This window comes from Pseudomonas sp. 51_B (assembly GCF_017491595.1).
Classification (GTDB): domain Bacteria; phylum Pseudomonadota; class Gammaproteobacteria; order Pseudomonadales; family Pseudomonadaceae; genus Aquipseudomonas; species Aquipseudomonas promysalinigenes.
Window position 1 is genome coordinate 170,941 of sequence record NZ_JAFGYW010000006.1, and the last position, 26,924, is coordinate 197,864.

Sequence of the window (26,924 nt, forward strand, 5' to 3'; positions counted from 1 at the left end):
GAACCGTTAAACCGCGGCAGCGCCGCCGACGATTTCCGAGATCTCCTGGGTGATCGCAGCCTGACGCGCCTTGTTGTAGATCAACTGAAGCTCTTTGATCAAATCACCGGCGTTGTCTGTGGCGTTCTTCATGGCGATCATCCGGGCCGCTTGTTCAGCAGCGTTGTTCTCGACCACCGCCTGGTACACCTGCGACTCCACGTAACGCACCATCAAGCCGTCCAGCAGCTCTTTTGCGTCGGGTTCGTACAGGTAATCCCAGTGATGCTTGAGATCCTGATCCGGGGTTGCCACCAACGGTACCAATTGCTCGACCGTCGGTTTTTGGGTCATGGTGTTGATGAACTTGTTCGAAACCACCGAGAGGCGATCGATACGGCCGTCCAGGTAGGCGTCCAGCATCACTTTGACGGAGCCGATCAAGTCGTTGATCGATGGCTCTTCGCCCAGGTGGCTGATCGCGGCTACGACGTTGCCGCCAAAGATGCGGAAGAAAGTCGCACCCTTGCTGCCGATCACGCACAGGTCGATTTCCACGCCCTGTTCGCGGTTTACGCTCATGTCCTTGACCAGGGCCTTGAACAGGTTGGTGTTCAAGCCACCGCACAGACCACGGTCACTGCTCACCACGATATAACCGGCGCGCTTCACAGGGCGCTCGATCATGAACGGGTGGCGGTATTCCGGGTTGGCGTTGGCCAGATGACCGATCACCTGGCGGATACGCTCCGCGTAAGGACGGCTAGCAGCCATGCGCATTTGTGCCTTGCGCATTTTGCTGACCGCCACTTTCTCCATGGCGCTGGTAATTTTTTGCGTGCTTTTGATGCTCGCAATCTTACTGCGAATCTCTTTTGCGCCTGCCATGTATCACCTATCAGGTTAGCAAGCGGGGGCCGGAGCCCCCGCTGCGGCTTACCAGGTCTGGGTGGCCTTGAACTTCTCGATACCGGCTTTCAGGCCTGCGTCGATTTCGTCGTTGAAGTCACCCTTCACGTTGATCTTCGCCATCAGTTCGGCGTGATCACGGTTGAAGTAGGCGATCAGTGCTTGCTCGAAGCTGCCGATCTTGGAGACTTCCACGTCAGTCAGGAAACCACGCTCAGCGGCGTACAGCGACAGAGCCATGTCCGCGATGGACATTGGCGCGTACTGCTTCTGCTTCATCAGCTCGGTTACGCGCTGACCATGCTCCAGCTGCTTGCGGGTCGCTTCGTCCAGATCGGAAGCGAACTGGGCGAATGCAGCCAGTTCACGGTACTGAGCCAGTGCGGTACGAATACCACCGGACAGCTTCTTGATGATCTTGGTCTGAGCGGCACCACCTACGCGGGATACCGAAACACCGGCGTTCACTGCAGGGCGGATGCCCGAGTTGAACATGGCCGATTCCAGGAAGATCTGACCGTCGGTGATGGAAATCACGTTGGTCGGAACGAACGCGGAAACGTCGCCAGCCTGGGTTTCGATGATCGGCAGGGCAGTCAGGGAACCGGTTTTGCCAGTCACTGCGCCGTTGGTGAACTTCTCGACGTACTCTTCGGAAACGCGCGACGCACGCTCCAGCAGACGGGAGTGGAGATAGAACACGTCACCTGGGTACGCTTCACGTCCTGGTGGACGGCGCAGCAGCAGGGAGATCTGACGGTACGCAACGGCCTGCTTGGACAGGTCATCGTAAACGATCAGGGCATCTTCACCGCGGTCACGGAAGAACTCGCCCATGGTGCAGCCGGCGTATGGCGCCAGGAACTGCAGCGCGGCGGATTCCGAAGCACTGGCAACGACCACGATGGTGTTGGCCAGGGCGCCGGTTTCTTCCAGCTTGCGAACGATGTTGGCAACGGTGGAGCGCTTCTGGCCGACAGCAACATAAACGCAGAAAATACCGGAGTCTTTCTGGTTGATGATGGCGTCGATGGCCATGGCGGTCTTGCCGATCTGACGGTCACCGATGATCAGCTCACGCTGGCCACGGCCGACAGGGATCATGGCGTCGACGGACTTGTAGCCAGTCTGTACAGGCTGGTCTACCGACTTACGCCAGATCACGCCTGGAGCCACTTTCTCGACTGCGTCGGTCTGGGTGTTGCCCAGAGGACCTTTGCCGTCGATCGGGTTGCCCAGGGCGTCAACGACGCGACCCAGCAGTTCCTTACCAACCGGAACTTCCAGGATGCGACCGGTGCACTTGGCGCTCATGCCTTCGGCCAGGGTGTCATAGGCACCCAGGATCACTGCACCTACGGAGTCTTGCTCCAGGTTCAGGGCCATGCCGAATACGCTGCCAGGGAACTCGATCATTTCGCCGTACATGACGTCGGCCAGACCGTGGATGCGCACGATACCGTCGGAAACCGAAACGACGGTACCTTCGTTACGGGCTTGGGAGCTCACATCGAGGTTGTCGATGCGGCCCTTGATGATTTCACTAATTTCGGAAGGATTGAGTTGCTGCATTGCTCTGCTGCCCCTTCAAACTCAAGATTTCAATGCTTCGGCCAGTTTCGCGATTTTGCCGCGAACAGAGCCATCGATTACCAGGTCACCTGCGCGGATGACGACGCCGCCAATAAGGCTGGCATCCTCCGACGCGTGCAGGCGCACTTCCTGGCCTAACCGTGCACTGAGAACCTTGGCGAGTTTGTCTTGCTGTTCTTGGTCCAACGCGAAGGCACTGGTGACTTCCACGTCCACGGATTTCTCTTGCTCGGCCTTGTACAGGTCGAACAGAGCGGCAATCTCCGGCAGAAGCAGGAGACGGTCGTTTTCCGCGGCAACATGAATGAAATTCTGTGCCTGTGCATTGAACTTGTCACCGCACACGTCAATGAACGTGGCGGCCTTTTCTGCGCTCGTCAGTCGCGGGGCCTTGAGCAGGCGCTGCATGGTCTCGTCTTGCGAAACCGCAGCAGCCAGGCCGAGCATGGCTGACCAATTGGCCAGTTGCTGATGGGCCTGGGCATGCTCAAAGGCAGCCTTAGCGTAAGGTCGGGCCAACGTGGTCAGTTCTGCCATGATCGCCCTCGCTTAAATTTCAGCGGCCAGTTTGTTAACCAGCTCCGCATGCGCGTTTTGATCGATTGTGGCGCCAAGGATCTTTTCGGCACCGCCAACGGCCAGGGCACCCACTTGGGCACGCAGGGCGTCTTTAGCGCTGTTAAGTTCCTGTTCGATCTCGGCCAGAGCCTGAGCCTTCACACGGTCAGCTTCGACGCGGGCCTGTTCACGGGCTTCCTCGACAAGCTGAGCAGCGCGTTTCTTGCTTTGCTCAATGATTTCGGCTGCCTGGGCTTTAGCTTCACGCAGTTGCTGACCCGCTTTCTCTTGGGCCAGCTCCAGGTCGCGAGCTGCGCGGTTGGCAGCGTCCAAACCGTCGGCAATCTTCTTTTGGCGCTCTTGCAGGGCAGTGATGACCGGAGGCCATACATACTTCATGCAGAAGAGTACAAAAATCAGAAAAGCAACGGATTGGCCAATCAGGGTTGCATTAATGTTCACGCCAACACCTCGCTCGGTCTTAATTCATACAGCCATCAACTCGTAGTGACGAGTGATTAGCCGGCGATCTGACCAACGAACGGATTCGCGAAGGTGAAGAACAGAGCGATACCAACACCGATCATGGTTACGGCGTCGAGCAGACCGGCAACGATGAACATTTTGACCTGCAGCATCGGAACCATCTCAGGCTGACGAGCAGCGCCTTCCAGGAATTTGCCGCCCAGCAGGCCGAAACCAATGGCGGTACCCAGAGCACCCAGGCCGATCAGCAGAGCAACAGCGATAGCGGTCAGACCAACTACAGTTTCCATCTTTCCTCCCGACTTTTACGTCGTATTGGTTAGGTTTTTAGTTTGAAGCGGTAAAACAAATCGTTTGGTACAGCATGCCCTTGCGGACTTTTTAAGCCCTCCCCCCAAACAGGCGGGGAAGGCTATCAGACACGCCAGGCGGTCTTAATGGTTATCTTCGTGAGCCATCGACAGGTAGACGATGGTGAGCATCATGAAGATGAAAGCTTGCAGGGTGATGATCAGGATGTGGAACACAGCCCACGCCCACTGCAGCACGATACCCAGGCCGCTCAGCCAGAGGATGCCGGCGCCGAACATCACCGCGATCAGGATGAACACCAGCTCGCCGGCGTACATGTTGCCGAACAGACGCAGTGCCAGGGATATCGGCTTGGCGATCAGGGTGACGAATTCCAGCAGGAAGTTGACCGGGATCAGCAGGATCTGCACGAAGATGTTCTTGCTGCCGAACGGGTGCAGGGTCAGCTCACCGATGAAGCCGCCCAGGCCCTTGACCTTGATGCTGTAGAAAATGATCAGCGCAAAGACGCAGAAGGCCATGGCCAAGGTCGCGTTCGGGTCGGTGGTCGACACGGCGCGGAACGGAATGTGCGGATCACCGGAGATCAGGATGGCCAGCTGAGGAATCCAGTCGACCGGAACCAGGTCGATGGCGTTCATCAGGAATACCCAGACGAAAATGGTCAGCGCCAGCGGGGCAATCACTGGGCTACGGCCGTGGAAGGAGTCCTTCACGCTGCCGTTGACGAAGTCCACCAGTACTTCCACGAAGTTCTGCAGGCCGCCTGGTTGGCCGGAAGTCGCCTTCTTGGCCGCCATGCGGAAGATGAACAGGAAGATCAGACCCAGCGCGACGGACCAACCCAGGGTGTCCAGGTGGAACGCCCAGAAGCCCATTGCCTTGGCTTCTGCAGCCGAATGGGCGAAGCCCCAGCTGCCGTCTGGTAGTTGACCGTAGGTCAGGTTCTGCAAGTGGTGCTGGATATAGCCCGAAGCGGTTTCTGCTGCCATGGTTGCCTCAAACGCCCTAAGGTCTCGAAAGTCTTTTATTCATCAGCAGGGGCGCGAACCAGCTGACCAAAAGGGTCAACACGAAGACGCCGAATACTGCTAACGGCGCCAGTGGCTTCACTCCTGCGAAGGTCAGTGCAAATAGCACTGCCGTCAAAATCATCTTGCCCGCCTCGCCCGCGTAAAACGACTTGACGATGGCTTGTGCCGCCCGAGCTCCGCTAAAGCGAAAAGCCTTCCAGGCGAAATACACATTGGGTAGCCAGGCAATCAAACCTCCGCAAAGGCCTGAATATCCACTGACCGCCCCTTTCCACTGCCACAACACCACGGTTGCCAGCAGTAGTACGACGAATTGAGCCAGCAGTACCGGAAAAACCGCCCAGCGATGGAAAGGCAGGCGGTTTGGCGTGCGGATTTCCATCACAACTGCTCCTCGGAAGTCGACCAACAAGTCAGTAACGACTTGGCATAATTTGTGCCGACAAAATGCGCGCAGAGTATAGGGGTGGATTAACCCCTATTCAACTCTTGGGTAGTGATTTCCGACTGTTCGCTACAATTGCAATTGTTTCAGCGGATGTGTGCGAGCACACCTTGCAACTCGTCAAGCGAGTTATAGCGAATAACCAACTGGCCTTTGCCCTTGTTGCCATGCCGTATCTGCACGGCAGAGCCCAGGCGCTCTGCAAGCCGTTGTTCAAGGCGTGCGATGTCCGGATCAGGTTTACCCGGCTCTACCGGTTCAGGCTTGCCATTGAGCCATTGACGCACCAGTGCCTCAGTTTGGCGCACGGTGAGGCCACGTGCGACAACATGACGCGCCCCCTCTTCCTGACGATCTTCCTCAAGCCCGAGCAAAGCACGGGCATGGCCCATCTCCAGATCACCGTGGGCGAGCATGGTCTTGATCGCTTCCGGCAGCGAAATAAGCCGCAGCAGGTTGGCCACGGTCACTCGCGATTTGCCCACGGCATCAGCGACCTGTTGCTGGGTCAGTTCGAATTCCTGTTGCAGGCGCTGCAAAGCCAAGGCTTCTTCCAGCGGGTTGAGATCTTCGCGTTGAATGTTCTCGATGAGCGCCATGGCAATGGCGGCCTCGTCCGGTACTTCGCGCACCATGGCCGGGATAGTGTCCAGGCCTGCCTGCTGTGTGGCACGCCAACGGCGCTCACCAGCAATGATCTCATAGCGGCTACCGTCGATCGGGCGCACCACGATCGGCTGCATCACCCCGTGGTTGCGGATCGAGTGGGCGAGTTCTTCCAGTGCCTCGGGGTCCATGTCACGGCGTGGCTGGTACTTGCCACGCTGAATCAGTTCCACAGGCAGGTGTTGCAATTCTTTCTGGTCGATCTTCACAGCCTGCTCTTCGAGCGCGCTGACGGACGGACCACTGAGCAGTGCATCCAACCCACGTCCGAGACCTCGTTTCTTAACGGCCATGCGGATTCCTTAAGTTGTCTGTGCAGTGCGTGACTGACGGCGTTGACGGCGTACCAGTTCTCCGGCCAGGGCCAGGTAGGCCAGTGCGCCACGCGATTGCTTGTCGTAGGCCAGCGCCGGCATGCCAAAACTCGGCGCCTCGGCCAGGCGGATGTTGCGCGGAATGACAGTGTCGTACAACTGCTCGCCAAAGTGTTCCTTGAGCTGCGCCGAAACATCGTTATTCAGGCTCAGACGCGGGTCGTACATGGTCCGCAGCAGACCCTCGATCTTCAATTGCGGGTTCAACCGTGCCGCAATGCGCTTGATGTTATCCACAAGGTCGCTAAGACCTTCCAGCGCGTAATACTCGCACTGCATCGGGATGATCACGCCATCGGATGCCACCAGCGCGTTCAGCGTCAGCATCGACAGCGACGGTGGGCAGTCGATGAGAATGTAATCGTAGTTGTCACGGATAGGCGCCAGCGCGTTACGCAGACGGCTTTCTTTGACCTGCATTTCCAGCAGCACTACTTCCGCAGCGGTCAGGTCCCGGTTGGCCGGCAGCAGCTGAAAGCCACCATGCTCGGAGTAGTGCATGGCCTGGGCAAGGTCGCATTCCCCGATCAGCAGGTCATAGACCGAATGCTCGAGTTCGTGTTTGTCCACACCGCTGCCCATGGTCGCATTGCCCTGCGGATCGAGGTCGATCAGCAGCACACGACGCTTGGTCGCGGCCAGCGATGCTGCGAGATTGATACAGGTGGTGGTCTTACCGACACCACCTTTCTGGTTCGCGATTGCGAATACCTTAGCCATTGTTGCGTGTGTTCCCAATCAAGCCTTGCGGCGCAGTATCAGCAGATGGCGCTGGCCCTGGCAACCTGGAACGGTCAGGGCCTGCTCGCTTTCCACTGTGAAGTCTGCGGGCAATGCTACCAGTTCGTCGGCAGGATGCAGCCCCTTCATTGCAAGCCATTGCGTCCCGGTGTCGCCTAGATGGCGGGTCCAGTTGGTGAAGTTCTCCATACTGCTGAAGGCGCGCGAGATGATTCCGCTGAATGGAGAGGACGGCGTAAAGGCCTCCACTCGGCTGTGGATAACCGTAAGGTTGTCCAACTTGAGCTCCATTTTGACCTGAGTCAGGAAGCGGGTCTTCTTGCCGTTGGCGTCCAGTACCGTCACACGCTTTTGCGGATGCAGGATAGCCAAGGGGATGCCAGGCATACCACCGCCACTGCCCACGTCCAGCCAGCTGTCACGTTCGCTGTGGATAAACGACATCACGCTGAGGCTGTCCAGCAGATGACGGGAAACCATCTCGTCAGGATCGCGCACGGCGGTAAGGTTGTAGGCTTTGTTCCACTTGATCAACAGGGCCAGGTAACCCAGCAGCTTTTCCTGCTGCTCGGCGCTCAACTCGACACCAAGCTGATGCGCACCTGTGGACAACTCTTCGGCATGTTGCGGGGTGACCAAGGAACTCAAGCGCTTTGCTCCAATTCGCGGCCAGCGCCGCGTTTTTTCAGATGAATCAGCAGCAGGGAAATCGCCGCCGGGGTTACCCCAGGGATGCGCGAGGCCTGGCCCAGAGTTTCAGGACGGGTCTGGCCAAGCTTGCTCTGGATCTCCTTCGACAGGCCGGAAATGCTTGTGTAGTCGATATCCACAGGCAGCCGGGTATCTTCGCTGGCGCGCAAGCGGGCGATTTCGTCCTGCTGACGGTCGATGTAACCGGCGTACTTGGTCTTGATCTCGACCTGCTCGGCCACTTGTGGATCGATAGCATCACCACCAGTAGCCTCGATCAGGCCGGCATAGTCGATCTCGGGCCGCGCCAACAGATTCAGCAGGCTGTATTCGTGAGCCAGCGGGGTACCGAACTTATCCACAATGGCTTGACCCTGTTCGGTATTCGGGCGCACCCAAGTCGATTTCAGACGTTGTTCTTCACGCTCGATGCCATCGCGCTTGGCGCAGAATGCAGCCCAACGATCATCGTCGATCAGGCCTAGCTCACGGCCTTTCTCGGTCAGACGAAGGTCAGCGTTGTCTTCGCGCAGGATCAGCCGGTACTCGGCACGCGAAGTGAACATGCGGTACGGCTCCTGGGTGCCGAGCGTAATCAGGTCGTCCACCAGTACCCCGATGTACGCCTCGTCGCGGCGCGGGCACCAGCTTTCGCGGCCCTGCGCACGTAGTGCTGCGTTGGTACCGGCCAGCAAGCCCTGGGCACCGGCTTCTTCGTAACCGGTGGTGCCATTGATCTGGCCAGCAAAGAACAGCCCACCGATGACTTTGGTTTCGAGGCTGTACTTGAGGTCGCGGGGATCGAAGTAGTCGTACTCGATCGCGTAACCAGGGCGCACGATGTGCGCGTTTTCCATGCCGCGGATCGAGCGCACCAGCTCCAGTTGCACGTCGAATGGCAACGAGGTGGAAATGCCGTTCGGGTACAGCTCATGGGTGTTCAGGCCTTCGGGCTCGATGAACACCTGGTGGCTTTCTTTATCGGCGAAGCGGTGGATCTTGTCTTCGATCGATGGGCAATAGCGTGGGCCCACGCCCTCGATCACCCCGGAATACATTGGCGAACGGTCAAGGTTCGAGGCAATTATTTCGTGGGTGCGGCTGTTGGTGTGAGTGATCCAGCAGCTGACTTGGCGCGGATGCATCTGCGCGTTGCCCATGAAGGACATTACCGGGATCGGCGTGTCGCCCGGCTGTTCGGTCATCACCGAGAAATCCACCGAACGCCCGTCGATACGTGGAGGCGTACCGGTTTTGAGCCGGCCCACGCGCAGCGGCAGCTCGCGCATACGGTGAGCCAGGGCAATCGAAGGCGGGTCGCCGGCGCGTCCGCCGGAATGGTTCTGCAGACCAATGTGGATGAGGCCGCCCAGGAAAGTACCTGTGGTCAGCACTACGGACTCCGCGAAGAAGCGCAGGCCCATCTGTGTGACCACGCCCTTGACCTGATCCTGTTCGACGATCAGGTCATCGCAGGACTGCTGGAATATCCACAGGTTGGGCTGGTTTTCCAGAATCTCGCGTACCACCGCCTTGTAAATGGCGCGGTCGGCTTGGGCGCGGGTTGCGCGCACGGCCGGCCCTTTGCGGTTGTTCAGGATACGGAACTGGATGCCGCTCTTGTCGGTGGCCAGCGCCATGGCGCCGCCGAGCGCATCGATTTCTTTGACCAGGTGACTCTTGCCAATGCCACCGATCGCTGGGTTGCAGCTCATGTGACCGAGGGTTTCCACGTTATGGGTCAACAGCAGGGTTTTCACACCCATGCGTGCTGACGCAAGCGCAGCCTCGGTACCGGCATGGCCGCCGCCGATGACGATCACTTCAAAACGGGAAGGGAAATCCACCACGCACCTCGTGCCTGTTTTTGCGAATAGAGAAGGTAAGCAGACAAGTATAGGGACTTACCCCCCTTTAAAGAAACCGTCTGAGCAAATTTTGACCAGCCTGTGGATGAGTGGCAGACAACAGAAATTAGAGAGAGAAATTTAAAAAAGCTTTGTTTTTATGTTTATTCTTATGCACAGCCTTATCTGTGGATAAAGTTCTGTAGGGCACAATCCATGTGGTTTACAGCGAAATTGAACTCTGTGGCTTACCCACCTTAAGGCCTATGGATAACGTTCAGCAGCCTGTGGATTAAATGGCTCTTTACCCACAGGCGGATTTGTCACCATGAAAAAAGCCCGTTTATCAAAAGGGCTTATGATGGGTTTTCCACAGGGCTCCTGTCATAAAACTTCTGCCTGTGGATGAATATCAGTGCACTGGACTCGCCATCTCTGACGGTCGGATCAGTTGTGCACAGCCCGCTGCTACCCGCAACGATCCGACGAGTGGCCAAATCTCAGGCAAAAAAAAGCCGCTCCATGGGGAGCGGCATTGAGCTTGTCTAGCTGTGGACTATTTGCCGATGCAGAAACTGGAAAATATCCTCCCCAGCAGGTCGTCAGAACTGAACGCGCCGGTGATTTCACCCAGTGCCTGCTGCGCCTGACGCAGGTCCTCGGCCAACAGCTCACCGGCACCTGCCAGAGTCAGCTGTGCACGGCCATGCTCTAGATGCGAACTGGCTTGGCGCAGGGCATCGAGGTGGCGGCGGCGAGCGCTGAAGCCGCTTTCGGCAGTCTGTTCATAACCCATGCAGGCTTTGAGGTGGTCACGCAGCAGTTGCAGCCCCTGGTTGTCCCCCTTGGCGCTCAGGGTGATTGTCACATGGCCATCGTCAGACTGTTCCAGCCCTACTTGCTCGCCACTGAGGTCTGCCTTGTTGCGTATCAACGTGACCTTGGCCGGTTCGGGGCGCTGGTCGAGAAACTCAGGCCACAAGGCGAACGGGTCGCTGGCCTCGGGCGCGGTGGAATCAACCACTAAGAGTACTCGATCGGCCTCGCCAATAGCCTTCAACGCCCGCTCTACACCGATCTTTTCCACATGGTCATCGGTGTCGCGCAGGCCTGCCGTGTCGACCACGTGCAGCGGCATGCCGTCGATGTGGATATGTTCACGCAGAATGTCCCGTGTAGTACCGGCGATATCCGTCACGATGGCGGCCTCCCGGCCAGCCAGCTGATTGAGCAAGCTCGATTTCCCGGCGTTGGGCCGGCCGGCGATGACTACCGTCATGCCATCGCGCAGCAAGGCGCCCTGCCCAGCCTCTCGTTGTACGGTAGACAACTGGTCACGCACAGCATCGAGCATCGAAAGCACATGGCCATCGGCAAGGAAGTCGATTTCTTCCTCAGGAAAATCGATGGCAGCCTCGACGTAGATGCGCAAAGCAATTAACGCTTCGGTCAGGCCGTGCACACGTTTGGAGAACTCCCCCTGCAACGAGCGCAGCGCGTTGCGTGCAGCCTGGCTTGAGCTAGCTTCGATCAGGTCGGCAATGGCTTCAGCCTGGGCCAGGTCAAGTTTGTCATTGAGGAACGCTCGCTCGCTGAACTCCCCCGGACGCGCCAGGCGGCAACCCACTTGTACACAGCGCTGCAGCAGCATATCCAGTACCACTGGCCCACCATGGCCCTGCAGTTCGAGCACATCTTCGCCAGTGAAGGAGTTGGGCCCAGGAAAGAACAGGGCAATGCCTTCATCCAGCACCAGGCCCTCTTCATCGCGGAAAGGGCCGTAGTGTGCATGGCGTGGTGTCAGCGTGCGGCCGGTGATCAGCTGCCCGGCCTTGCCTGCCAATGGCCCGGACAGCCTGACGATCCCGACGCCTCCGCGGCCTTGGGCGGTGGCGATGGCAGCGATGGTTTCACGCACAGTGTTCATGGTCGAAAGCCTCTACGACAAATACGACAGATAGCAAAAACGCCCCCGAAGGGGCGTTTTTATTCACAGGCTAGCGCAGTAGCCCGTCAAGCAGCCGCTTTTTTGGTAGCTGCTTCGATACGGCGGGTGATGTACCACTGCTGAGTGATCGACAGGCAGTTGTTCACAACCCAGTACAGCACCAGACCAGCCGGGAACCACAGGAAGAAGAAGGTGAAGATGATCGGCATCATTTTCATCACCTTGGCCTGCATCGGATCCGGTGGAGTCGGGTTCAGACGCTGCTGGATGAACATGGTAGCGCCCATGATGATCGGCAGGATGAAGAACGGATCCTTGATCGACAGGTCGGTGATCCACAGCATCCACGGGGCCTGGCGCATTTCCACGCTTTCCAGCAGTACCCAGTACAAGGACAGGAAGACCGGCATCTGCACCAGGATCGGCAAGCAGCCGCCCAGTGGGTTGATCTTCTCTTTCTTGTACAGCTCCATCATCGCCTGGGACATCTTCTGGCGATCGTCACCGAAGCGTTCCTTCAGTGCGGCGAGCTTGGGCGCCACGGCACGCATGCGCGCCATCGAGCGGTAGCTGGCAGCCGACAGCGGGAAGAACAGGCCTTTGATGAGCATGGTCAGCACGATGATCGACCAGCCCCAGTTACCCAGCAGGCTGTGGATATGTTGCAGCAGCCAGAAGATCGGCTGGGCAATGAACCACAGGAAGCCGTAGTCGACGGTCAGTTCCAGGCCTGGGGACAACTCCTTGAGCTTGGACTGAATCTTCGGGCCGGCGTACAGCATGGCGCTGGTTTCGGCCTTGCCGCCAGCAGGAACGCTCAGAGCCGGGCCGGTGTAGCCGATGATGTAGTTGCCCTGGCTGTCCTTGCGAGTCTGGACAACGTTGTTATCCGATTTTTCAGGAATCCACGCGGTGACGAAGTAGTGCTGCAGCCAGGCGACCCAGCCACCGGACACATTTTCTTTCAAACTACCCTTGTCGATGTCCTTCATCGAAACCTTTTTGTAAGGCTCCGAGGCAGTCCACATGGCGGCGCCCAGATAGGTCGCGGTGCCGGTGGCCGTGCTCGACGACGGGTCGGAACTGGCGTCACGCTTAAGTTGGGCGAAGAAATTGCCGTTCCACGGCTGACCGCTCTGGTTGTCGATCAGGTAGCTGACGTTCAGGTCGTACTCACCGCGCTTGAAGCTGAAGCGCTTGATGTAATTGACGCCGTTATCGCTGAACTTGAGGTCGACCACCAGTTGTTGCTGGCCGTCAGCCAATTGGTAGCTCTTCTGCTCGGCCGCGTATAGCGGGCGACCGGACGAGCGAGCATCCGGACCATTGGCACCAGTCAGGCCACTTTGTGCCAGGTAGACACGCTCACCGCCGTTGTCGAACAGCTGGAACGGAATATCCGGGTGATCCTGGCGGCGTGGGTACTTGGGCAGGTTCAGCTGGACGATGTCACCACCGACCGGATCGATAGCCAGGTCCAGGACATCGGTCTTGACCCGAATCAGGTCTTTACTGACCGCGGCCGGTGCCAGTTCGGCAGGGCTGGATTCGGCATTGGCGCTTGGCACATCGGCGCTGGCGTTACCGGCCGGTACGCCGTCGGGCAACGCCGGGGCAGTAGTGCTGGCAGCAGTATTCTGAGTCGGCAGGGCAGCCTGGCCGTAGTCCTCGTTCCACTTGAGGACCATGACGTAGGACACGATTGCCAGGGCGACGATCAGGATCGTGCGTTTAATATCCATGATTACTCGGCTATCGAAGAAGTTCGGGAGGAAGGAGCGGGAGGAACGGGATCGAAACCGCCGTCGTTCCACGGATGACAACGCCCCAGGCGACGAACGGCTAGCCACCCGCCACGCAAGAGGCCATGGTTTTCAATGGCTTCCAGAGCGTAACAGGAGCAACTGGGGTAGAAACGACAGTGATTGGCCATCAGGGGGCTGATGGCGTAACGGTAAAACTGGATCGGGACGATGGCCAGTTTACGCATGTTGACTGTCTACCCCTGCGGAATTGGCATCTGCCGCTGGATTGGGCCGGCTGCGTGCCAGACGTTTCCAGAGCTTGCCAAAGTGTTGGTGCAATTCCGGGTTTTCCATCTCACCCAATCCCTTGCGCGCGACGATCACTATATCCATGCCACCCAGTGCTTGCTGGTTGAGCCGGAAGGAATCGCGCATCAAGCGCTTGAGGCGATTGCGTTGAACGGCGAGCTTGACGCTCTTCTTGCCGATCACCAGGCCGAGGCGCGGGTGATCCAGGCCGTTCTCGCGAGCAAGGATCAGCAGGTTTTTCCCTGGAACCTTGCCGGTTGGGGAGTCGAAGACCGCTTTGAAGTGCCGGGGTGTAAGCAGTCGCTTTTCCCGACTGAAGTCCTGACTCACCACCTGTGCCGAAAAATCAAATGGCCAGACGCTTACGGCCTTTGGCACGACGACGCGACAGAACAGCGCGGCCGTTCTTGGTAGCCATACGGGCACGGAAGCCGTGGGTGCGAGCGCGCTTGATGGTGCTTGGTTGGAAAGTACGTTTCATGGCGTTGTTACCTGGGTTTGTCGACTACGGGCCGGAATGGCCCCCTTTTTAAGAGATCGGCGATTCTAGAGAAAGCAAGCCCATAGGTCAATTTCCAACCAGTCTTTCCTTATAGAAGGCACTTCTGAGAACGGGGCACCGCGAGGTTGCTCGGTAGGACGGGCGGGGACAAAATTAGAAAAAAGAAGAGAGATATAAAAAGCTTTTCTAAAGAACTTATAAATCTTAGGTGGACAACCTTCTGTGGATAACTAGCTCCACGTCAATAATCAAGAGGCTTCCAGAGATTTGAAACTTTGTCGGTAACAGGTGCTGCGCCTGTGGCAGCCATGGGTAAAGGCTGTGGATAGAATTGCCCATTATCCACAGAGGTTTTATCCACAGGTCTTAGGTCAGGGTTGTGCATAGACCTCAAGCCCGGTTATCCACAGAGCTTATTCACAACTCCGTGAAGGCGTTTTGGCCGCTAACTGACTGTTTTGTCATGGCTTGGAATGTTTCCACATGTGGATAACTGAGCGCTCGAGCGGTACAATGGCGGTTTGTTTTGGCCTTATCCGGCTTTCAACTCAGGGGATATCCGTGTCAGTGGAACTTTGGCAGCAGTGCGTGGAGCTTCTGCGCGACGAACTGCCTGCCCAGCAATTCAACACCTGGATCCGTCCGCTACAGGTCGAAGCCGAAGGCGACGAGTTGCGCGTGTATGCGCCCAACCGTTTCGTGCTCGATTGGGTGAATGAAAAGTACCTTGGCCGTTTGCTCGAGCTGTTGGGTGAAAACGGTAGCGGCATGGCGCCTTCCCTCTCCTTATTAATAGGCAGCCGCCGGAGTTCTGCTCCTCGTGCTGCACCCAATGCACCGGTCAGCGCTGCTGTGGCAGCATCTCTGGCCAACACCCAGGCGCAACAGGCTGCAGCACCTACAGTGGTTGCGCTTGCCGAACCTGTAGAGGCTTCGGTGGGTGAGCAGGTGCAAGTCAATGAGGTGAATGACTCGCCTTCGCGTGATAGCTTCGACGGCATGGCTGACAGTGGCTCAGCGCCTGCTCCCGGCAGCCGCACTGAGCAACGCACGGTTCAGGTGGAAGGTGCGCTCAAGCACACCAGTTATCTGAACCGTACCTTCACCTTCGAAACCTTCGTCGAAGGTAAGTCGAACCAGTTGGCCCGTGCTGCTGCCTGGCAGGTAGCCGACAACCCCAAGCATGGCTATAACCCACTGTTCCTCTACGGTGGGGTGGGCCTGGGTAAAACTCACCTGATGCATGCCGTGGGTAACCATCTGCTGAAGAAAAACCCGAATGCCAAGGTTGTTTACCTGCATTCGGAGCGCTTCGTCGCGGATATGGTCAAGGCTCTGCAGCTCAACGCGATCAATGAGTTCAAACGTTTCTATCGTTCGGTGGATGCGCTACTGATCGACGACATTCAGTTCTTCGCCCGCAAAGAGCGTTCTCAAGAAGAGTTTTTCCACACCTTCAACGCCTTGCTCGAGGGTGGTCAGCAGGTGATCCTCACCAGCGACCGCTACCCCAAGGAGATCGAAGGCCTGGAAGAACGTCTGAAGTCGCGCTTCGGCTGGGGCCTGACGGTGGCCGTAGAACCACCGGAGCTGGAAACCCGCGTGGCGATCTTGATGAAGAAGGCCGACCAGGCCAAGGTTGAGCTGCCTCACGATGCTGCCTTCTTCATTGCCCAACGCATCCGCTCCAACGTACGTGAACTCGAAGGTGCCTTGAAGCGCGTGATCGCTCACTCGCATTTCATGGGCCGGGATATCACCATCGAGCTGATTCGCGAGTCGCTCAAAGACTTGCTGGCACTGCAAGATAAACTCGTGAGTGTGGATAACATCCAGCGCACGGTGGCCGAGTACTACAAGATCAAGATCGCCGATCTGTTGTCCAAACGCCGCTCGCGCTCGGTTGCACGCCCCCGTCAGGTAGCCATGGCTCTGTCGAAGGAACTCACCAACCACAGCTTGCCTGAGATAGGTGACATGTTTGGTGGTCGCGACCACACCACAGTGCTGCACGCGTGCCGCAAGATCAACGAATTGAAGGAATCCGACGCGGACATCCGCGAGGACTACAAGAACCTGCTGCGTACGCTGACAACGTGATGCATTCCAGCGCAGCTAATTGAAGGCAAGGGACTAGACCATGCATTTCACCATTCAACGCGAAGCCCTGTTGAAACCCCTGCAACTGGTCGCCGGTGTCGTCGAGCGCCGCCAGACCTTGCCGGTGCTGTCCAATGTGCTGCTGGTCGTGCAAGGCCAGCAGCTGTCGTTGACCGGTACCGACCTGGAAGTCGAATTGGTTGGCCGTGTGCAGCTCGAAGAGCCTGCCGAGCCTGGCGAAATCACTGTCCCGGCACGTAAGCTGATGGACATCTGCAAAAGCCTGCCAAACGATGTGCTGATCGATATCAAGGTCGATGAGCAGAAGCTGTTGGTCAAAGCTGGCCGCAGTCGCTTTACCCTGTCGACCCTGCCGGCCAATGACTTCCCTACCGTTGAAGAAGGCCCGGGCTCGCTGACCTGCAACCTCGAGCAGAGCAAACTCCGCCGCTTGATCGAGCGCACCAGTTTCGCCATGGCTCAGCAAGACGTGCGCTACTACCTCAACGGCATGTTGCTGGAAGTTTCGCGCAATACCTTGCGCGCCGTATCCACCGATGGTCATCGTTTGGCACTGTGCTCGATGAGCGCGCCGATCGAGCAGGATGATCGTCACCAAGTCATCGTTCCACGTAAGGGTATTCTCGAATTGGCTCGCCTGCTGACCGACCCGGAAGGCATGGTTAGCATCGTCCTGGGCCAGCACCATATCCGTGCCACCACCGGTGAGTTCACCTTCACCTCCAAGCTGGTCGATGGCAAGTTCCCGGACTACGAGCGTGTGCTGCCTAAAGGCGGTGACAAAGTAGTAGTCGGCGATCGTCAGGCGCTGCGCGAAGCTTTCAGCCGTACCGCGATTCTCTCCAACGAGAAATATCGGGGTATCCGTTTGCAGCTGGCGGCCGGCCAATTGAAAATCCAGGCCAACAACCCTGAGCAGGAAGAAGCGGAAGAAGAAATCAGCGTGGACTACGAAGGTAGTTCGCTGGAAATCGGCTTCAACGTGAGTTACCTGTTGGATGTGTTGGGCGTCATGACCACTGAGCAAGTTCGTCTGATCCTGTCTGACTCCAACAGCAGTGCCCTGCTGCAGGAAGCGGGCAATGACGACTCTTCCTATGTTGTCATGCCGATGCGTCTGTAATACGAAGCAGGCGAAATGTCCCTTCGACGGATCATGGTCACCGCGGTGCGCAACCTGCACCCGGTGACACTCTCACCTTCCCCCCGCATCAATATCCTTTACGGCGCCAATGGCAGCGGCAAGACCAGTGTGCTTGAAGCTGTGCACCTGCTTGGGCTTGCACGTTCATTCCGCAGTACCCGGTTGAACCCTGTAATTCAGTACGAGCAGGCGGCTTGTACAGTGTTTGGCGAGGTGCAGTTGGCTGAAGGGGGCACCAGCAATTTGGGCGTCTCTAGGGAGCGGGCGGGCGAATTTACCATCAGGATTGACGGACAGAATGCCAAGAGCGCTGCTCAGCTGGCAGAGTTGTTACCGCTGCAGTTGATCAACCCAGATAGTTTCAGATTACTGGAAGGCGCTCCGAAAATTCGCCGGCAGTTTCTAGATTGGGGAGTGTTCCACGTGGAACCTCGTTTTCTTCCGGCTTGGCAGCGCCTGCAGAAGGCACTGCGGCAGCGGAACTCGTGGTTGCGGCATGGTACACTTGACCCAGCTTCGCAAGCCGCCTGGGACCGGGAATTATGCCTGGCCAGCGCAGAAATAGATGAATACCGTCGCAACTACATCAAGGCCTTGAAGCCTGTCTTCGAGCAAACCCTGAGTGAGCTGGTCGAGCTGGACGGGTTGACCCTGAGCTACTACAGAGGCTGGGACAAGGACCGAGAACTGCAAGAAGTACTTGCCTCGTCTCTCCTTCGCGATCAGCAGATGGGCCACACCCAAGCGGGCCCCCAGCGTGCTGATCTGCGTCTTCGTCTAGCTGCTAATAACGCAGCGGACATCCTGTCACGTGGTCAGCAAAAGCTGGTCGTTTGCGCATTGCGTATCGCCCAGGGCCACCTCGTTAATCAGGCTCGCCGCGGTCACTGTATTTATCTTGTAGACGACCTGCCGTCCGAGCTGGATGACCAGCATCGCCGCGCCCTGTGCCGCTTGCTTGAAGAATTACGCTGCCAGGTGTTCATCACCTGTGTAGATCACGAATTACTGAGGGAAGGCTGGCAGACGGAAACGCCAGTTGCCATGTTCCACGTGGAACATGGCCGTATCACCCAGACCCACGACCATCGGGAGTGAAGGCATGAGCGAAAATCAAACGTACGACTCCTCCAGCATCAAGGTGCTGAAAGGTTTGGATGCCGTACGCAAGCGTCCCGGCATGTACATTGGCGACACCGATGATGGTAGCGGCCTGCACCACATGGTCTTCGAGGTGGTCGACAACTCGATCGACGAAGCCCTTGCCGGCCATTGCGATGACATTACCGTCATCATCCACCCTGACGAATCGATCAGCGTGCGTGACAACGGCCGTGGTATTCCGGTCGATGTGCATAAAGAGGAAGGCGTATCTGCAGCCGAGGTCATCATGACCGTACTGCACGCTGGCGGTAAGTTCGATGACAACTCCTACAAGGTATCCGGCGGTTTGCACGGTGTAGGTGTTTCGGTGGTGAACGCGCTGTCTGAAAAGCTAGTGCTGACCGTGCGCCGCAGCGGCAAGATCTGGGAACAGACTTACGTTCATGGTGTTCCACAGGCGCCAATGGCCATCGTCGGCGATAGCGAAACCACCGGTACCCACATTCACTTCAAGCCTTCGGCAGAAACCTTCAAGAACATCCACTTCAGCTGGGACATCCTGGCCAAGCGGATCCGCGAGCTTTCGTTCCTCAACTCGGGTGTCGGCATCCTGTTGAAGGATGAGCGCTCGGGTAAGGAGGAGTTCTTCAAGTATGAAGGCGGTTTGAGCGCGTTCGTTGAGTACCTCAACACCAACAAGAACCCGATCAACTCTCAGGTCTTCCACTTCAATGTCCAGCGCGATGACGGTGTGGGTGTCGAGATTGCCCTGCAATGGAACGACAGCTTCAACGAAAACCTGCTGTGCTTCACCAACAACATTCCGCAGCGTGACGGTGGAACGCACTTGGTCGGCTTCCGCTCCTCGCTGACCCGTAGCCTTAATAGCTACATCGAGCAGGAAGGTCTGGCCAAGAAGAACAAGGTCGCCACTACGGGTGATGACGCTCGTGAAGGCTTGACCGCGATCATCTCGGTGAAAGTGCCTGATCCTAAGTTCAGCTCGCAGACCAAAGACAAGCTGGTTTCTTCGGAGGTGAAAACCGCCGTTGAACAAGAGATGAACAAGTACTTCGCCGACTTCCTCCTGGAAAACCCGAACGAAGCCAAGGCCGTCGTCGGCAAGATGATCGACGCTGCCCGTGCTCGTGAAGCGGCTCGTAAAGCACGTGAAATGACCCGACGTAAAGGCGCGCTGGATATCGCTGGCCTGCCGGGCAAACTTGCCGACTGCCAAGAGAAGGACCCTGCCCTTTCCGAACTGTACCTGGTGGAGGGTGACTCCGCAGGTGGTTCGGCCAAGCAAGGCCGCAACCGCCGCACCCAGGCGATCCTGCCGCTCAAAGGCAAGATCCTCAATGTCGAGAAAGCGCGCTTCGACAAAATGATCTCGTCCCAGGAAGTGGGCACTTTGATCACTGCGCTGGGCTGTGGCATTGGCCGCGATGAGTACAACATCGACAAGCTGCGCTATCACAACATCATCATCATGACCGATGCTGACGTCGACGGTTCGCACATCCGTACTCTGCTGCTGACCTTCTTCTTCCGCCAGTTGCCGGAGTTGGTCGAGCGCGGCTACATCTACATTGCCCAGCCGCCGCTGTATAAGGTGAAAAAGGGCAAGCAGGAACAGTACATCAAGGACGACGAGGCCATGGAAGAGTACATGACCCAATCGGCCCTCGAAGACGCCAGCCTGCACCTGGATGAATCGGCACCAGCCGTTTCTGGCGTACCGCTCGAAACCTTGGTTAATGAGTTCCGTGCTGTGATGAAAACGCTCAAGCGTCTGTCACGCTTGTATCCGGAAGACATCACCGAGCACTTCATCTACCTGCCGGAAGTCACCCTCGAGCAACTGGGCGACCATGCCGTGATGCAAGCCTGGCTTGAGAAGTTTCAGGGTCGCCTGAACAACAGCCAGAAATCGGGCCTGGTCTACAAGTCCAGCCTGCGCGAAGACAAGGAGCGCAATGTTTGGCTGCCAGAGGTGGAAATCACCTCCCATGGCTTGGCCAGTTACGTCACTTTCAACCGCGACTTCTTTGGCAGCAACGACTATCGCTCGGTGGTCAACCTAGGTGCAAAGCTCTCTACCCTGTTGGGTGAAGGCGCCTATGTACAGCGCGGTGAGCGCCGCAAGGCAATCACCGAGTTCAAGGAAGGCCTCGACTGGCTGATGAACGAGAGCACCAAGCGTCACACCATCCAGCGATACAAAGGACTTGGTGAGATGAACCCAGAGCAGCTGTGGGAAACCACCATGGATCCAACCGTGCGCCGTATGCTCAAGGTCACCATCGAAGACGCCATTGCTGCTGACCAGATCTTCAACACCCTTATGGGTGATGCGGTCGAGCCCCGCCGCGACTTCATCGAAAGCAACGCGCTGTCGGTGTCGAACTTGGACTTCTGATCCACTTTGCGCCCAATAAAAACGCCCGCTTCTGCGGGCTTTTTTATTGGTTGAGCCTCAGTAACCAGCGAGCACGCTGACTACTACCCCCGTGGCAATGGCGACCAACACGTAATCACCATTCACATACAACCAACGGTGATCGCGTGGCGGTGCATAGAGGTGGCGGGCACGCCAGTCGGTTACCCAATAGCGGTCGGCGCGGTAGCGTGGTTCTACCACATAGCCACGGTGCCATTGCTGATGGGGCATCGGCATGCCAGCTTCAGGTCGGAAATTGGGATTGTGATAGGGCGCATGACGACCATTGTCATGACGGTCGTGCCGTTCCGGTGGCCCAGGGGGGCGGTGATCCTGATGGCCTGGGCCGGGACCGCCTTCGTGACGGTCAGGGCCTGGTTGCGCGAAGCTCGCCAACGGGGTGCTGAGCACAAGCGCGGCGCAGAGCACGGTCATAGTCTTTTTCATGGGTAATCCTCTGCATGTTGAACACTGGGCGAGTGTCAATTCATGGCTGGTGCGGTTAACCCATAAGACCACAGCATTTGTCGTTCAATGTCAGGGCACAGGTAAAGGTCAGGTAAAGACGCTCATACCGTTATTTGAGGCCTAGGGATTTCAAGCGGCGATACAAGGTTCGTTCACTCAAGCCAAGATGGCGTGCCAGCTCGCTACGTGAACCCTGGAACTGTTCGAGTGCTCGAGCCAGATCGCCTAGATCGTGCCGCTTACCTACGGTTTGGGCGGACACCCGTGGTGACCCAATGTCCTCAGGCAGATGCTCTGGGCGAATCAGCCCGTCATCGGCAAATAGGCTCGCCCTCTCGAGGATGTTACGCAGCTCCCGAATGTTGCCCGCAAACCCATGCAGCTTGAGATGCTGAAGAGCGGCTTCTGTCAGACGAGGTGTGGTTTTACCACCCGTGCGTTGCAACAAGGTTTCTGCCAGCAGCTCTAGATCCTCCAAGCGCTCGCGCAATGCTGGCAAGCGAATGGGAAAGCCGCTGATGCGATAATACAGGTCTTCCCGGAACCTGCCTTCGGCAACCATCTGCTTCAGCGGTTTATGGGTTGCTGATACCAGACGAAAATCGGAATGGACGATACGCAAGCTGCCCACTGGGCGGAAGCTGCCGGACTCGATCAGACGCAGCAATTTAACTTGCATGGCCAGCGGCACCTCGCCGATCTCGTCGAGAAACAAAGTACCGCCATGGGCAGCTTCGGCCAGCCCGATCTTGCGTTGATTGGCACCAGTGAAAGCCCCCTTCTCATAGCCGAACAATTCGCTCTCGAACAGCGACTCGTTAAGGCCCGTGCAGTCGACAACCACAAGCGGGCCATTGGCCCGTGGGCTCCCCATGTGAATGGCGCGGGCGAACAGCTCTTTACCGGTGCCCGACTCACCCTGAAGCAACACGGGGATCTGTGCCGGGGCAGCGCGCTGCAAACTGGCCAGTGCTGCCTTGAAGGCGGGGGCGCGGCCGACCAATCCCTGCTGTTGCGGCTGTGCTGAAGCTAACGTGATGCTGGTGAGCCGCTCGACGAAGGCCACCACCCTACCCTGCTCATCGAGGATTGGTCGTAACTCCACATCCACATGCTCGGGGCCGCGTGGCGTGTGATGAATATGCAGTACCCGTTCAGGGGTTTTGCTTTCCCACGCTTTGCGCATCGGGCAGTGCTCACCGGCCTGGTCACATGGCACGGCGTAGTGATGCGATACCCGATGACATTTCTCACCTAGCGGGGCCTGCTCGTCCTGGCCGAACTGTCGGCGATAGGCTGCATTGGCCGCGAGGATGTTGTAGTCGGTATCCAGCACGATGGTGGGCAATGCATCGTGCTCAAGGAAAGACACCAAAGCTAGGATGTGTGGATGAAATTCAGGCATCACAGCACCATTGGATTGATCGGCGCAGGGTAGCAAGGACTGCCAAACACTGCCATTGGCTGACAGTCTACTGCCAAAGCGGCTGCCATCCTTCGATGCATCCCTGCTAAGCCGCCCGTATTCACTGGCTTGCTCATCGGCGAACGTCTGGCATGTATCTTGATAAACCTCCTTCAACTGTTTTGGCGTGTACAGCGCCTGACAGACTACCTGGAGAGCGTGATGATCATCGGCAACAACCTTCACGTGGACGCCTTCTACGACGAGGCGACTTCGACTATCAGTTACTTGGTCATGGACCGGGCAACCCAGCAATGCGCACTGATCGACAGTGTGCTGGACTACGACCCCAAGTCAGGGCGCACCAGCACTGCTTCGGCGGATCGTCTGATCGAACGTGTGCAACAGCTCAATGCTAAGGTGCAGTGGGTTTTGGACACCCATGTGCATGCCGATCACCTCTCGGCAGCGGCTTATCTCAAGGGCAAGCTGGGAGGGCATACGGCCATCGGTGCACACATTACTCAGGTTCAGAAAGTCTTCGGCACGCTGTTCAATGCAGAGCCAGGCTTTGCCCGAGATGGCAGCCAGTTCGATGTGCTGTTCGAAGACGAAGAAGGGTTCTGCATCGGTAATCTGCAGGCCCGTGCGCTGCACACACCGGGGCATACTCCGGCCTGCATGAGCTTCATGGTGGCGGACGCTGGCGAGTGTGCGTTGTTCGTTGGCGATACGCTCTTCATGCCTGACTATGGCACCGCCCGCTGCGACTTCCCCGGCGCCGACGCCCGTACCTTGTACCGCTCGATCCGCCGCTTGCTAGCTTTTCCTGATCAGACGCGCTTGTTCATGTGCCATGACTACCTGCCGGGCGGGCGTGCGATGCAGTACGTCACCACCGTGGCCGAACAACGCGCCAGCAACATCCACGTTCACCAGGGTATCGATGAGGACAGCTTCGTCGTCATGCGTGAGGCGCGCGACAAAACCCTCGAGATGCCGGTACTGATCCTGCCATCGGTGCAGGTGAACATGCGCGCAGGTCAGCTCCCCGAACCTGAACCAAACGGCGTGAGCTATCTGAAGATCCCGCTGAACACGCTGTGACCGCCCTGCCCCATACCAAGAATTCTCAGGATTGACTGCCATGCCTGCCAATGCAGACCACCATAAAGTGGTCATCGTCGGTGCCGGTGCCGCCGGTATCGCTACCGCCTCAAGCTTGATCGCCCGTGACCCGTCACTGGACATCGCCCTGATCGACCCTGCCGATGTGCATTACTACCAGCCGGGCTGGACCATGGTTGGCGCTGGTGTATTCACCGCGCCGAGCACTGCCCGGACCATGGCTTCAGCTATCCCGAGCGGCGTGCGCTGGATCAAGGCGCGGGTTCAGGGCTTTGACCCCAAGCGCCAGCTGGTCAGCCTTGAAACGGGTCGTGCCATCAGTTATGAACAACTGGTGGTCTGCCCAGGCCTGAAGCTGGACTGGGACGCCATTGAGGGGCTCAGCGAAACCCTTGGCCGCAACGGCGTCACTTCCAACTACCGCTACGACCTCGCTCCCTATACGTGGGAGCTGGTGCAAACGCTCAAGCAAGGGCGCGCTCTGTTCACCCAACCACCGATGCCCATCAAGTGTGCAGGGGCACCACAAAAGGCGCTGTATCTGTCCTGCGACCACTGGCTGCGCAACGGACGGCTCGGCCATGTTAAAGCGAGCTTTTTCAATGCTGGAGGCGTGCTGTTCGGCGTGCCGGACTATGTCCCAGCCTTGATGGCCTATATCGACAAGTATGGCGTTGACCTCAATTACAGCCATCGCCTGGTAGCCGTGGATGGCTCCAACCGGCGTGCCACCTTCATGCGTACGCTTGCCGACGGCACCAGCGAAACCCGTAGCGAAACCTTCGACATGCTACACGTGGTTCCTCCACAAGTTGCCCCAGACTTCATTCGCCAAAGCCCCCTGGCCGACGCTGCCGGCTGGGTCGATGTCGACCCCCATACTCTGCGCCATCGCCAGTTCGGCAATATCCACGCTTTGGGTGACGTGGCCAGCACCAGCAATGCTAAAACCGCCGCGGCCGCCCGTAAGCAGGCACCCGTGGTGGCCAACAACGTGCTGGTGGCCCTCGGCCGGTTGCCTGCCCTGGCCCAGTACGACGGCTACGGCTCCTGCCCGTTGACCGTAGAACGCGGCAAGATCGTGCTGGCTGAATTCACGTATGGTGGCAAGCTTGCGCCGAGTTTCCCCCGCTGGTTGCTCGATGGACGCCAGCCATCACGCTTGGCCTGGCTACTCAAGGCGCGGGTCTTGCCGCCCTTGTACTGGCAGGCGATGCTCAGAGGCCGTGAGTGGTTGGCCCGCCCGCAACCGTTGAAAGCCGAGGCTGAGCAGTGATCGAACAGCAACTGCTGGGCGCAGGCCTGGGCGCGATCATTGGTGCCGTGCTGGCGCTTACCGGTGCTGGGGGTGGCATCCTGGCAGTGCCGCTGCTGGTATTCGGCCTGGGCTTGTCGATGGTGGAGGCCGCACCCATCGGCCTACTGGCCGTCGGATTGGCGGCAACAGTGGGGGCGCTTCTGGGTTTACGCGAGGGGTTGGTGCGTTATCGCGCGGCGCTGTTCATCGCCGTGATCGGTATTGCGGCAGCGCCATTGGGCCTGATGCTGGCCCACCGTTTGCCCAATACACCCTTGGCGTTGGTGTTCGCCGCCGTATTGGTCTATGCCTGCCTACGCATATGGCGCAAGGCGGCCGGCGCCCTGCGCGGCCAGGGCAATGAAGCCCATCGCTACATTGAGCCTTGCGTGCTGAACCCATTGCAGGGTCGCCTGCGCTGGACGCTACCCTGCGCGCGCGCCCTGGCATTGACCGGGGCGACGTCCGGCTTGCTTTCTGGCCTGCTGGGAGTGGGTGGAGGCTTCGTGATCATTCCGGCATTGAACCGCTATACCAACTTGCGCATGAAAAGCATCGTCTCGACATCCCTTGCCGTTATCGCACTGGTATCGATCGGCGGCGTGGTCAGCGCCAGCCTGGCCGGGGTCATGCACTGGGGTATCGGCGCACCTTTCGCTGTCGGTGCCGTGGTCGGGCTGCTGCTGGCCAGGCCCTTGGCCACTCGCATTGCTGGGCCGCGCCTGCAACAAATGTTCGCCGTTGCCGGCTGGCTGGCCGCCCTGCTGTTGGCCGTCAAGGCGCTATGGGGCTAGCAGTTCATGCTGTTGCGCCGCACACAGTGCCAACAGGTAGTCCCAAACCACGCGCAGGCGCACCGACTTGTGCAACTCTCGGCGGGTACAGATCCAATAGCTGCGCTGGATGGTTTCGCTGGGCAGAACGCGCACCAGCGTTGGGTCTTGGCGCGCCATGTAGTTGGGTAGCACGGCGATGCCCAGCCCTGCGCGGGCAGCGCTTTGCTGGGCTATTACGCTGGTGCTGCGAAATACCACGTGCGGTGAGCGACAGAAGCTGTTGAGAAACAGCAGTTCCTGGCTGAACAGCAGGTCGTCGACGTAGCCGATCCAGCTATGCCGGGCCAGGTCCTCGCGGTTACGCAGGGGTGGCGCCCGGTCCAGATAGGCTTGGCTTGCATACAGCGCCAGGCGGTAGTCGGTGAGCTTGCGGGTGATCAGCAAGTCGGCGTTGGGCCGCTCCAGATGGATGCTGATTTCGGCCTCGCGGTTGAGGATGCTGACGAAACGCGGTACTGCCACCAACTCCACTTCCAACCCTGGGTAACGGGCGAATAGTTCGTTCATACGCGGGGTGAAGAACATGATGCCGATGCCTTCGGTCACCCCCAGACGAATCTTGCCCAGGGGCGCGATGGCCTGGGTGATTTCTTCCTGCGCCAGCAGAGCAACGTTCTCCATGGCCTCGGCATGCTTGAGCAGCGCCTGCCCCGCCGGGGTAAGCTCGTAGCCTTGCGCGTGCTGCACAAACAGGGGTGTGCCCAGGCTCCTCTCGATGCTCTCGATATGCCGCGCAACAGTGCTGTGAGTGGTGTTGAGACGCTTGGCCGCGGTAAGCAGGCGGCCGCTGCGCTGCAACTCGAGGAAAAACCGCAGATCGTTCCAGTCGAACATGCTGATCCT

Annotated in this window: 26 protein-coding genes; 7 read left to right on the forward strand and 19 right to left on the reverse strand. The window is 58.2% G+C overall.

Going from position 1 to position 26,924, the window contains the following annotated elements; all coding sequences use genetic code 11:
- Window positions 1-6: 6 nt before the first annotated feature.
- From atpG to rpmH, 16 genes are all read right to left on the reverse strand, one after another.
- Window positions 7-867: a F0F1 ATP synthase subunit gamma gene (atpG, locus tag J5M56_RS10155; protein WP_054893005.1), complete on the reverse strand. Its 861-nt coding sequence runs from the start codon at window positions 865-867 to the stop codon at window positions 7-9.
- Between the two features lie 48 nt (window positions 868-915).
- Entirely contained in the window at window positions 916-2,460 is a 1,545-nt protein-coding gene (atpA, locus tag J5M56_RS10160) for a F0F1 ATP synthase subunit alpha (protein ID WP_060477642.1), read from the reverse strand.
- A gap of 21 nt (window positions 2,461-2,481) precedes the next feature.
- Entirely contained in the window at window positions 2,482-3,018 is a 537-nt protein-coding gene (locus J5M56_RS10165; protein WP_060477643.1) for a F0F1 ATP synthase subunit delta, read from the reverse strand.
- A gap of 12 nt (window positions 3,019-3,030) precedes the next feature.
- A complete protein-coding gene (locus J5M56_RS10170) occupies window positions 3,031-3,501 on the reverse strand; it encodes a F0F1 ATP synthase subunit B (RefSeq protein ID WP_003253189.1) in 471 nt (156 codons plus the stop codon).
- Window positions 3,502-3,557: 56 nt separating this feature from the next.
- Window positions 3,558-3,815: a F0F1 ATP synthase subunit C gene (gene atpE / locus J5M56_RS10175; protein WP_003097235.1), complete on the reverse strand. Its 258-nt coding sequence runs from the start codon at window positions 3,813-3,815 to the stop codon at window positions 3,558-3,560.
- 144 nt (window positions 3,816-3,959) lie between these two features.
- Window positions 3,960-4,829, reverse strand: a complete 870-nt coding sequence (gene atpB, locus J5M56_RS10180; RefSeq protein ID WP_060477644.1) for a F0F1 ATP synthase subunit A — start codon at window positions 4,827-4,829, stop codon at window positions 3,960-3,962.
- A gap of 16 nt (window positions 4,830-4,845) precedes the next feature.
- Window positions 4,846-5,253, reverse strand: a complete 408-nt coding sequence (locus J5M56_RS10185; protein WP_207936722.1) for a F0F1 ATP synthase subunit I — start codon at window positions 5,251-5,253, stop codon at window positions 4,846-4,848.
- Between the two features lie 149 nt (window positions 5,254-5,402).
- Complete coding sequence (locus J5M56_RS10190; RefSeq protein ID WP_186476115.1) at window positions 5,403-6,275, reverse strand: ParB/RepB/Spo0J family partition protein; 873 nt, start codon at window positions 6,273-6,275, stop codon at window positions 5,403-5,405.
- A 9-nt stretch (window positions 6,276-6,284) separates the two neighbouring features.
- Entirely contained in the window at window positions 6,285-7,076 is a 792-nt protein-coding gene (locus J5M56_RS10195; protein WP_060477646.1) for a ParA family protein, read from the reverse strand.
- 18 nt (window positions 7,077-7,094) lie between these two features.
- Window positions 7,095-7,745 (reverse strand): 16S rRNA (guanine(527)-N(7))-methyltransferase RsmG, encoded by a 651-nt coding sequence (gene rsmG / locus J5M56_RS10200; protein WP_207936724.1) that lies wholly within the window; start codon window positions 7,743-7,745, stop codon window positions 7,095-7,097.
- The gene (gene mnmG / locus J5M56_RS10205) at window positions 7,742-9,634 is read right to left on the reverse strand and encodes a tRNA uridine-5-carboxymethylaminomethyl(34) synthesis enzyme MnmG (protein ID WP_207936726.1); all 1,893 of its coding nucleotides are present in this window, start codon (window positions 9,632-9,634) and stop codon (window positions 7,742-7,744) included. The genes rsmG and mnmG overlap by 4 nt, the downstream gene beginning before the upstream one ends.
- 556 nt (window positions 9,635-10,190) lie before the next feature.
- Window positions 10,191-11,561, reverse strand: coding sequence for a tRNA uridine-5-carboxymethylaminomethyl(34) synthesis GTPase MnmE (gene mnmE, locus J5M56_RS10210; RefSeq protein WP_207936728.1), 1,371 nt, complete (start codon window positions 11,559-11,561; stop codon window positions 10,191-10,193).
- An 86-nt stretch (window positions 11,562-11,647) separates the two neighbouring features.
- Window positions 11,648-13,324 carry a membrane protein insertase YidC gene (gene yidC / locus J5M56_RS10215; RefSeq protein WP_060477650.1) on the reverse strand — a complete coding sequence of 559 codons (1,677 nt, stop codon included), beginning with the start codon at window positions 13,322-13,324 and terminating at the stop codon, window positions 11,648-11,650.
- 2 nt (window positions 13,325-13,326) lie between these two features.
- Window positions 13,327-13,572, reverse strand: coding sequence for a membrane protein insertion efficiency factor YidD (gene yidD / locus J5M56_RS10220; RefSeq protein WP_081016618.1), 246 nt, complete (start codon window positions 13,570-13,572; stop codon window positions 13,327-13,329).
- Window positions 13,565-13,969 carry a ribonuclease P protein component gene (gene rnpA, locus J5M56_RS10225; protein ID WP_207936763.1) on the reverse strand — a complete coding sequence of 135 codons (405 nt, stop codon included), beginning with the start codon at window positions 13,967-13,969 and terminating at the stop codon, window positions 13,565-13,567. Before rnpA ends, yidD begins: the two co-directional genes overlap by 8 nt.
- A gap of 13 nt (window positions 13,970-13,982) precedes the next feature.
- On the reverse strand, window positions 13,983-14,117 hold the full coding sequence (gene rpmH / locus J5M56_RS10230) for a 50S ribosomal protein L34 (protein ID WP_003253163.1): 135 nt from the start codon (window positions 14,115-14,117) through the stop codon (window positions 13,983-13,985).
- Between the two features lie 582 nt (window positions 14,118-14,699).
- Here rpmH and dnaA point away from each other — a divergent pair.
- Genes dnaA through gyrB form a run of 4 tightly spaced genes read left to right on the forward strand, consistent with a single transcriptional unit; the run spans window position 14,700 to window position 20,926 of the window.
- Window positions 14,700-16,238 carry a chromosomal replication initiator protein DnaA gene (gene dnaA / locus J5M56_RS10235; protein WP_186476111.1) on the forward strand — a complete coding sequence of 513 codons (1,539 nt, stop codon included), beginning with the start codon at window positions 14,700-14,702 and terminating at the stop codon, window positions 16,236-16,238.
- A 40-nt stretch (window positions 16,239-16,278) separates the two neighbouring features.
- Window positions 16,279-17,382, forward strand: coding sequence for a DNA polymerase III subunit beta (dnaN, locus tag J5M56_RS10240; RefSeq protein ID WP_060477653.1), 1,104 nt, complete (start codon window positions 16,279-16,281; stop codon window positions 17,380-17,382).
- Between the two features lie 15 nt (window positions 17,383-17,397).
- Entirely contained in the window at window positions 17,398-18,501 is a 1,104-nt protein-coding gene (recF, locus tag J5M56_RS10245) for a DNA replication/repair protein RecF (RefSeq protein ID WP_060477654.1), read from the forward strand.
- 4 nt (window positions 18,502-18,505) lie between these two features.
- Entirely contained in the window at window positions 18,506-20,926 is a 2,421-nt protein-coding gene (gyrB, locus tag J5M56_RS10250; protein ID WP_060477655.1) for a DNA topoisomerase (ATP-hydrolyzing) subunit B, read from the forward strand.
- Between the two features lie 57 nt (window positions 20,927-20,983).
- Here the strand turns inward: gyrB and J5M56_RS10255 are convergent, their stop codons facing one another.
- A complete protein-coding gene (locus J5M56_RS10255; protein ID WP_207936730.1) occupies window positions 20,984-21,394 on the reverse strand; it encodes an RcnB family protein in 411 nt (136 codons plus the stop codon).
- A 130-nt stretch (window positions 21,395-21,524) separates the two neighbouring features.
- Window positions 21,525-22,820, reverse strand: coding sequence for a sigma 54-interacting transcriptional regulator (locus tag J5M56_RS10260; RefSeq protein ID WP_207936732.1), 1,296 nt, complete (start codon window positions 22,818-22,820; stop codon window positions 21,525-21,527).
- A 222-nt stretch (window positions 22,821-23,042) separates the two neighbouring features.
- Between J5M56_RS10260 and J5M56_RS10265 the strand changes: the two genes are divergently transcribed.
- From J5M56_RS10265 to J5M56_RS10275, 3 genes are read left to right on the forward strand one after another with little or no spacing between them, the layout of a single operon-like run.
- The gene (locus J5M56_RS10265) at window positions 23,043-23,927 is read left to right on the forward strand and encodes an MBL fold metallo-hydrolase (protein ID WP_186476109.1); all 885 of its coding nucleotides are present in this window, start codon (window positions 23,043-23,045) and stop codon (window positions 23,925-23,927) included.
- 31 nt (window positions 23,928-23,958) lie between these two features.
- On the forward strand, window positions 23,959-25,224 hold the full coding sequence (locus tag J5M56_RS10270) for an FAD/NAD(P)-binding oxidoreductase (protein ID WP_207936734.1): 1,266 nt from the start codon (window positions 23,959-23,961) through the stop codon (window positions 25,222-25,224).
- Complete coding sequence (locus J5M56_RS10275; RefSeq protein ID WP_207936736.1) at window positions 25,221-26,039, forward strand: sulfite exporter TauE/SafE family protein; 819 nt, start codon at window positions 25,221-25,223, stop codon at window positions 26,037-26,039. The genes J5M56_RS10270 and J5M56_RS10275 overlap by 4 nt, the downstream gene beginning before the upstream one ends.
- On the opposite strand, the gene J5M56_RS10280 is transcribed toward J5M56_RS10275, so the two are convergent.
- Window positions 26,028-26,915: a LysR family transcriptional regulator gene (locus J5M56_RS10280; protein WP_060480538.1), complete on the reverse strand. Its 888-nt coding sequence runs from the start codon at window positions 26,913-26,915 to the stop codon at window positions 26,028-26,030. The genes J5M56_RS10275 and J5M56_RS10280 overlap by 12 nt on opposite strands.
- Between the last annotated feature and the right edge of the window lie 9 nt (window positions 26,916-26,924).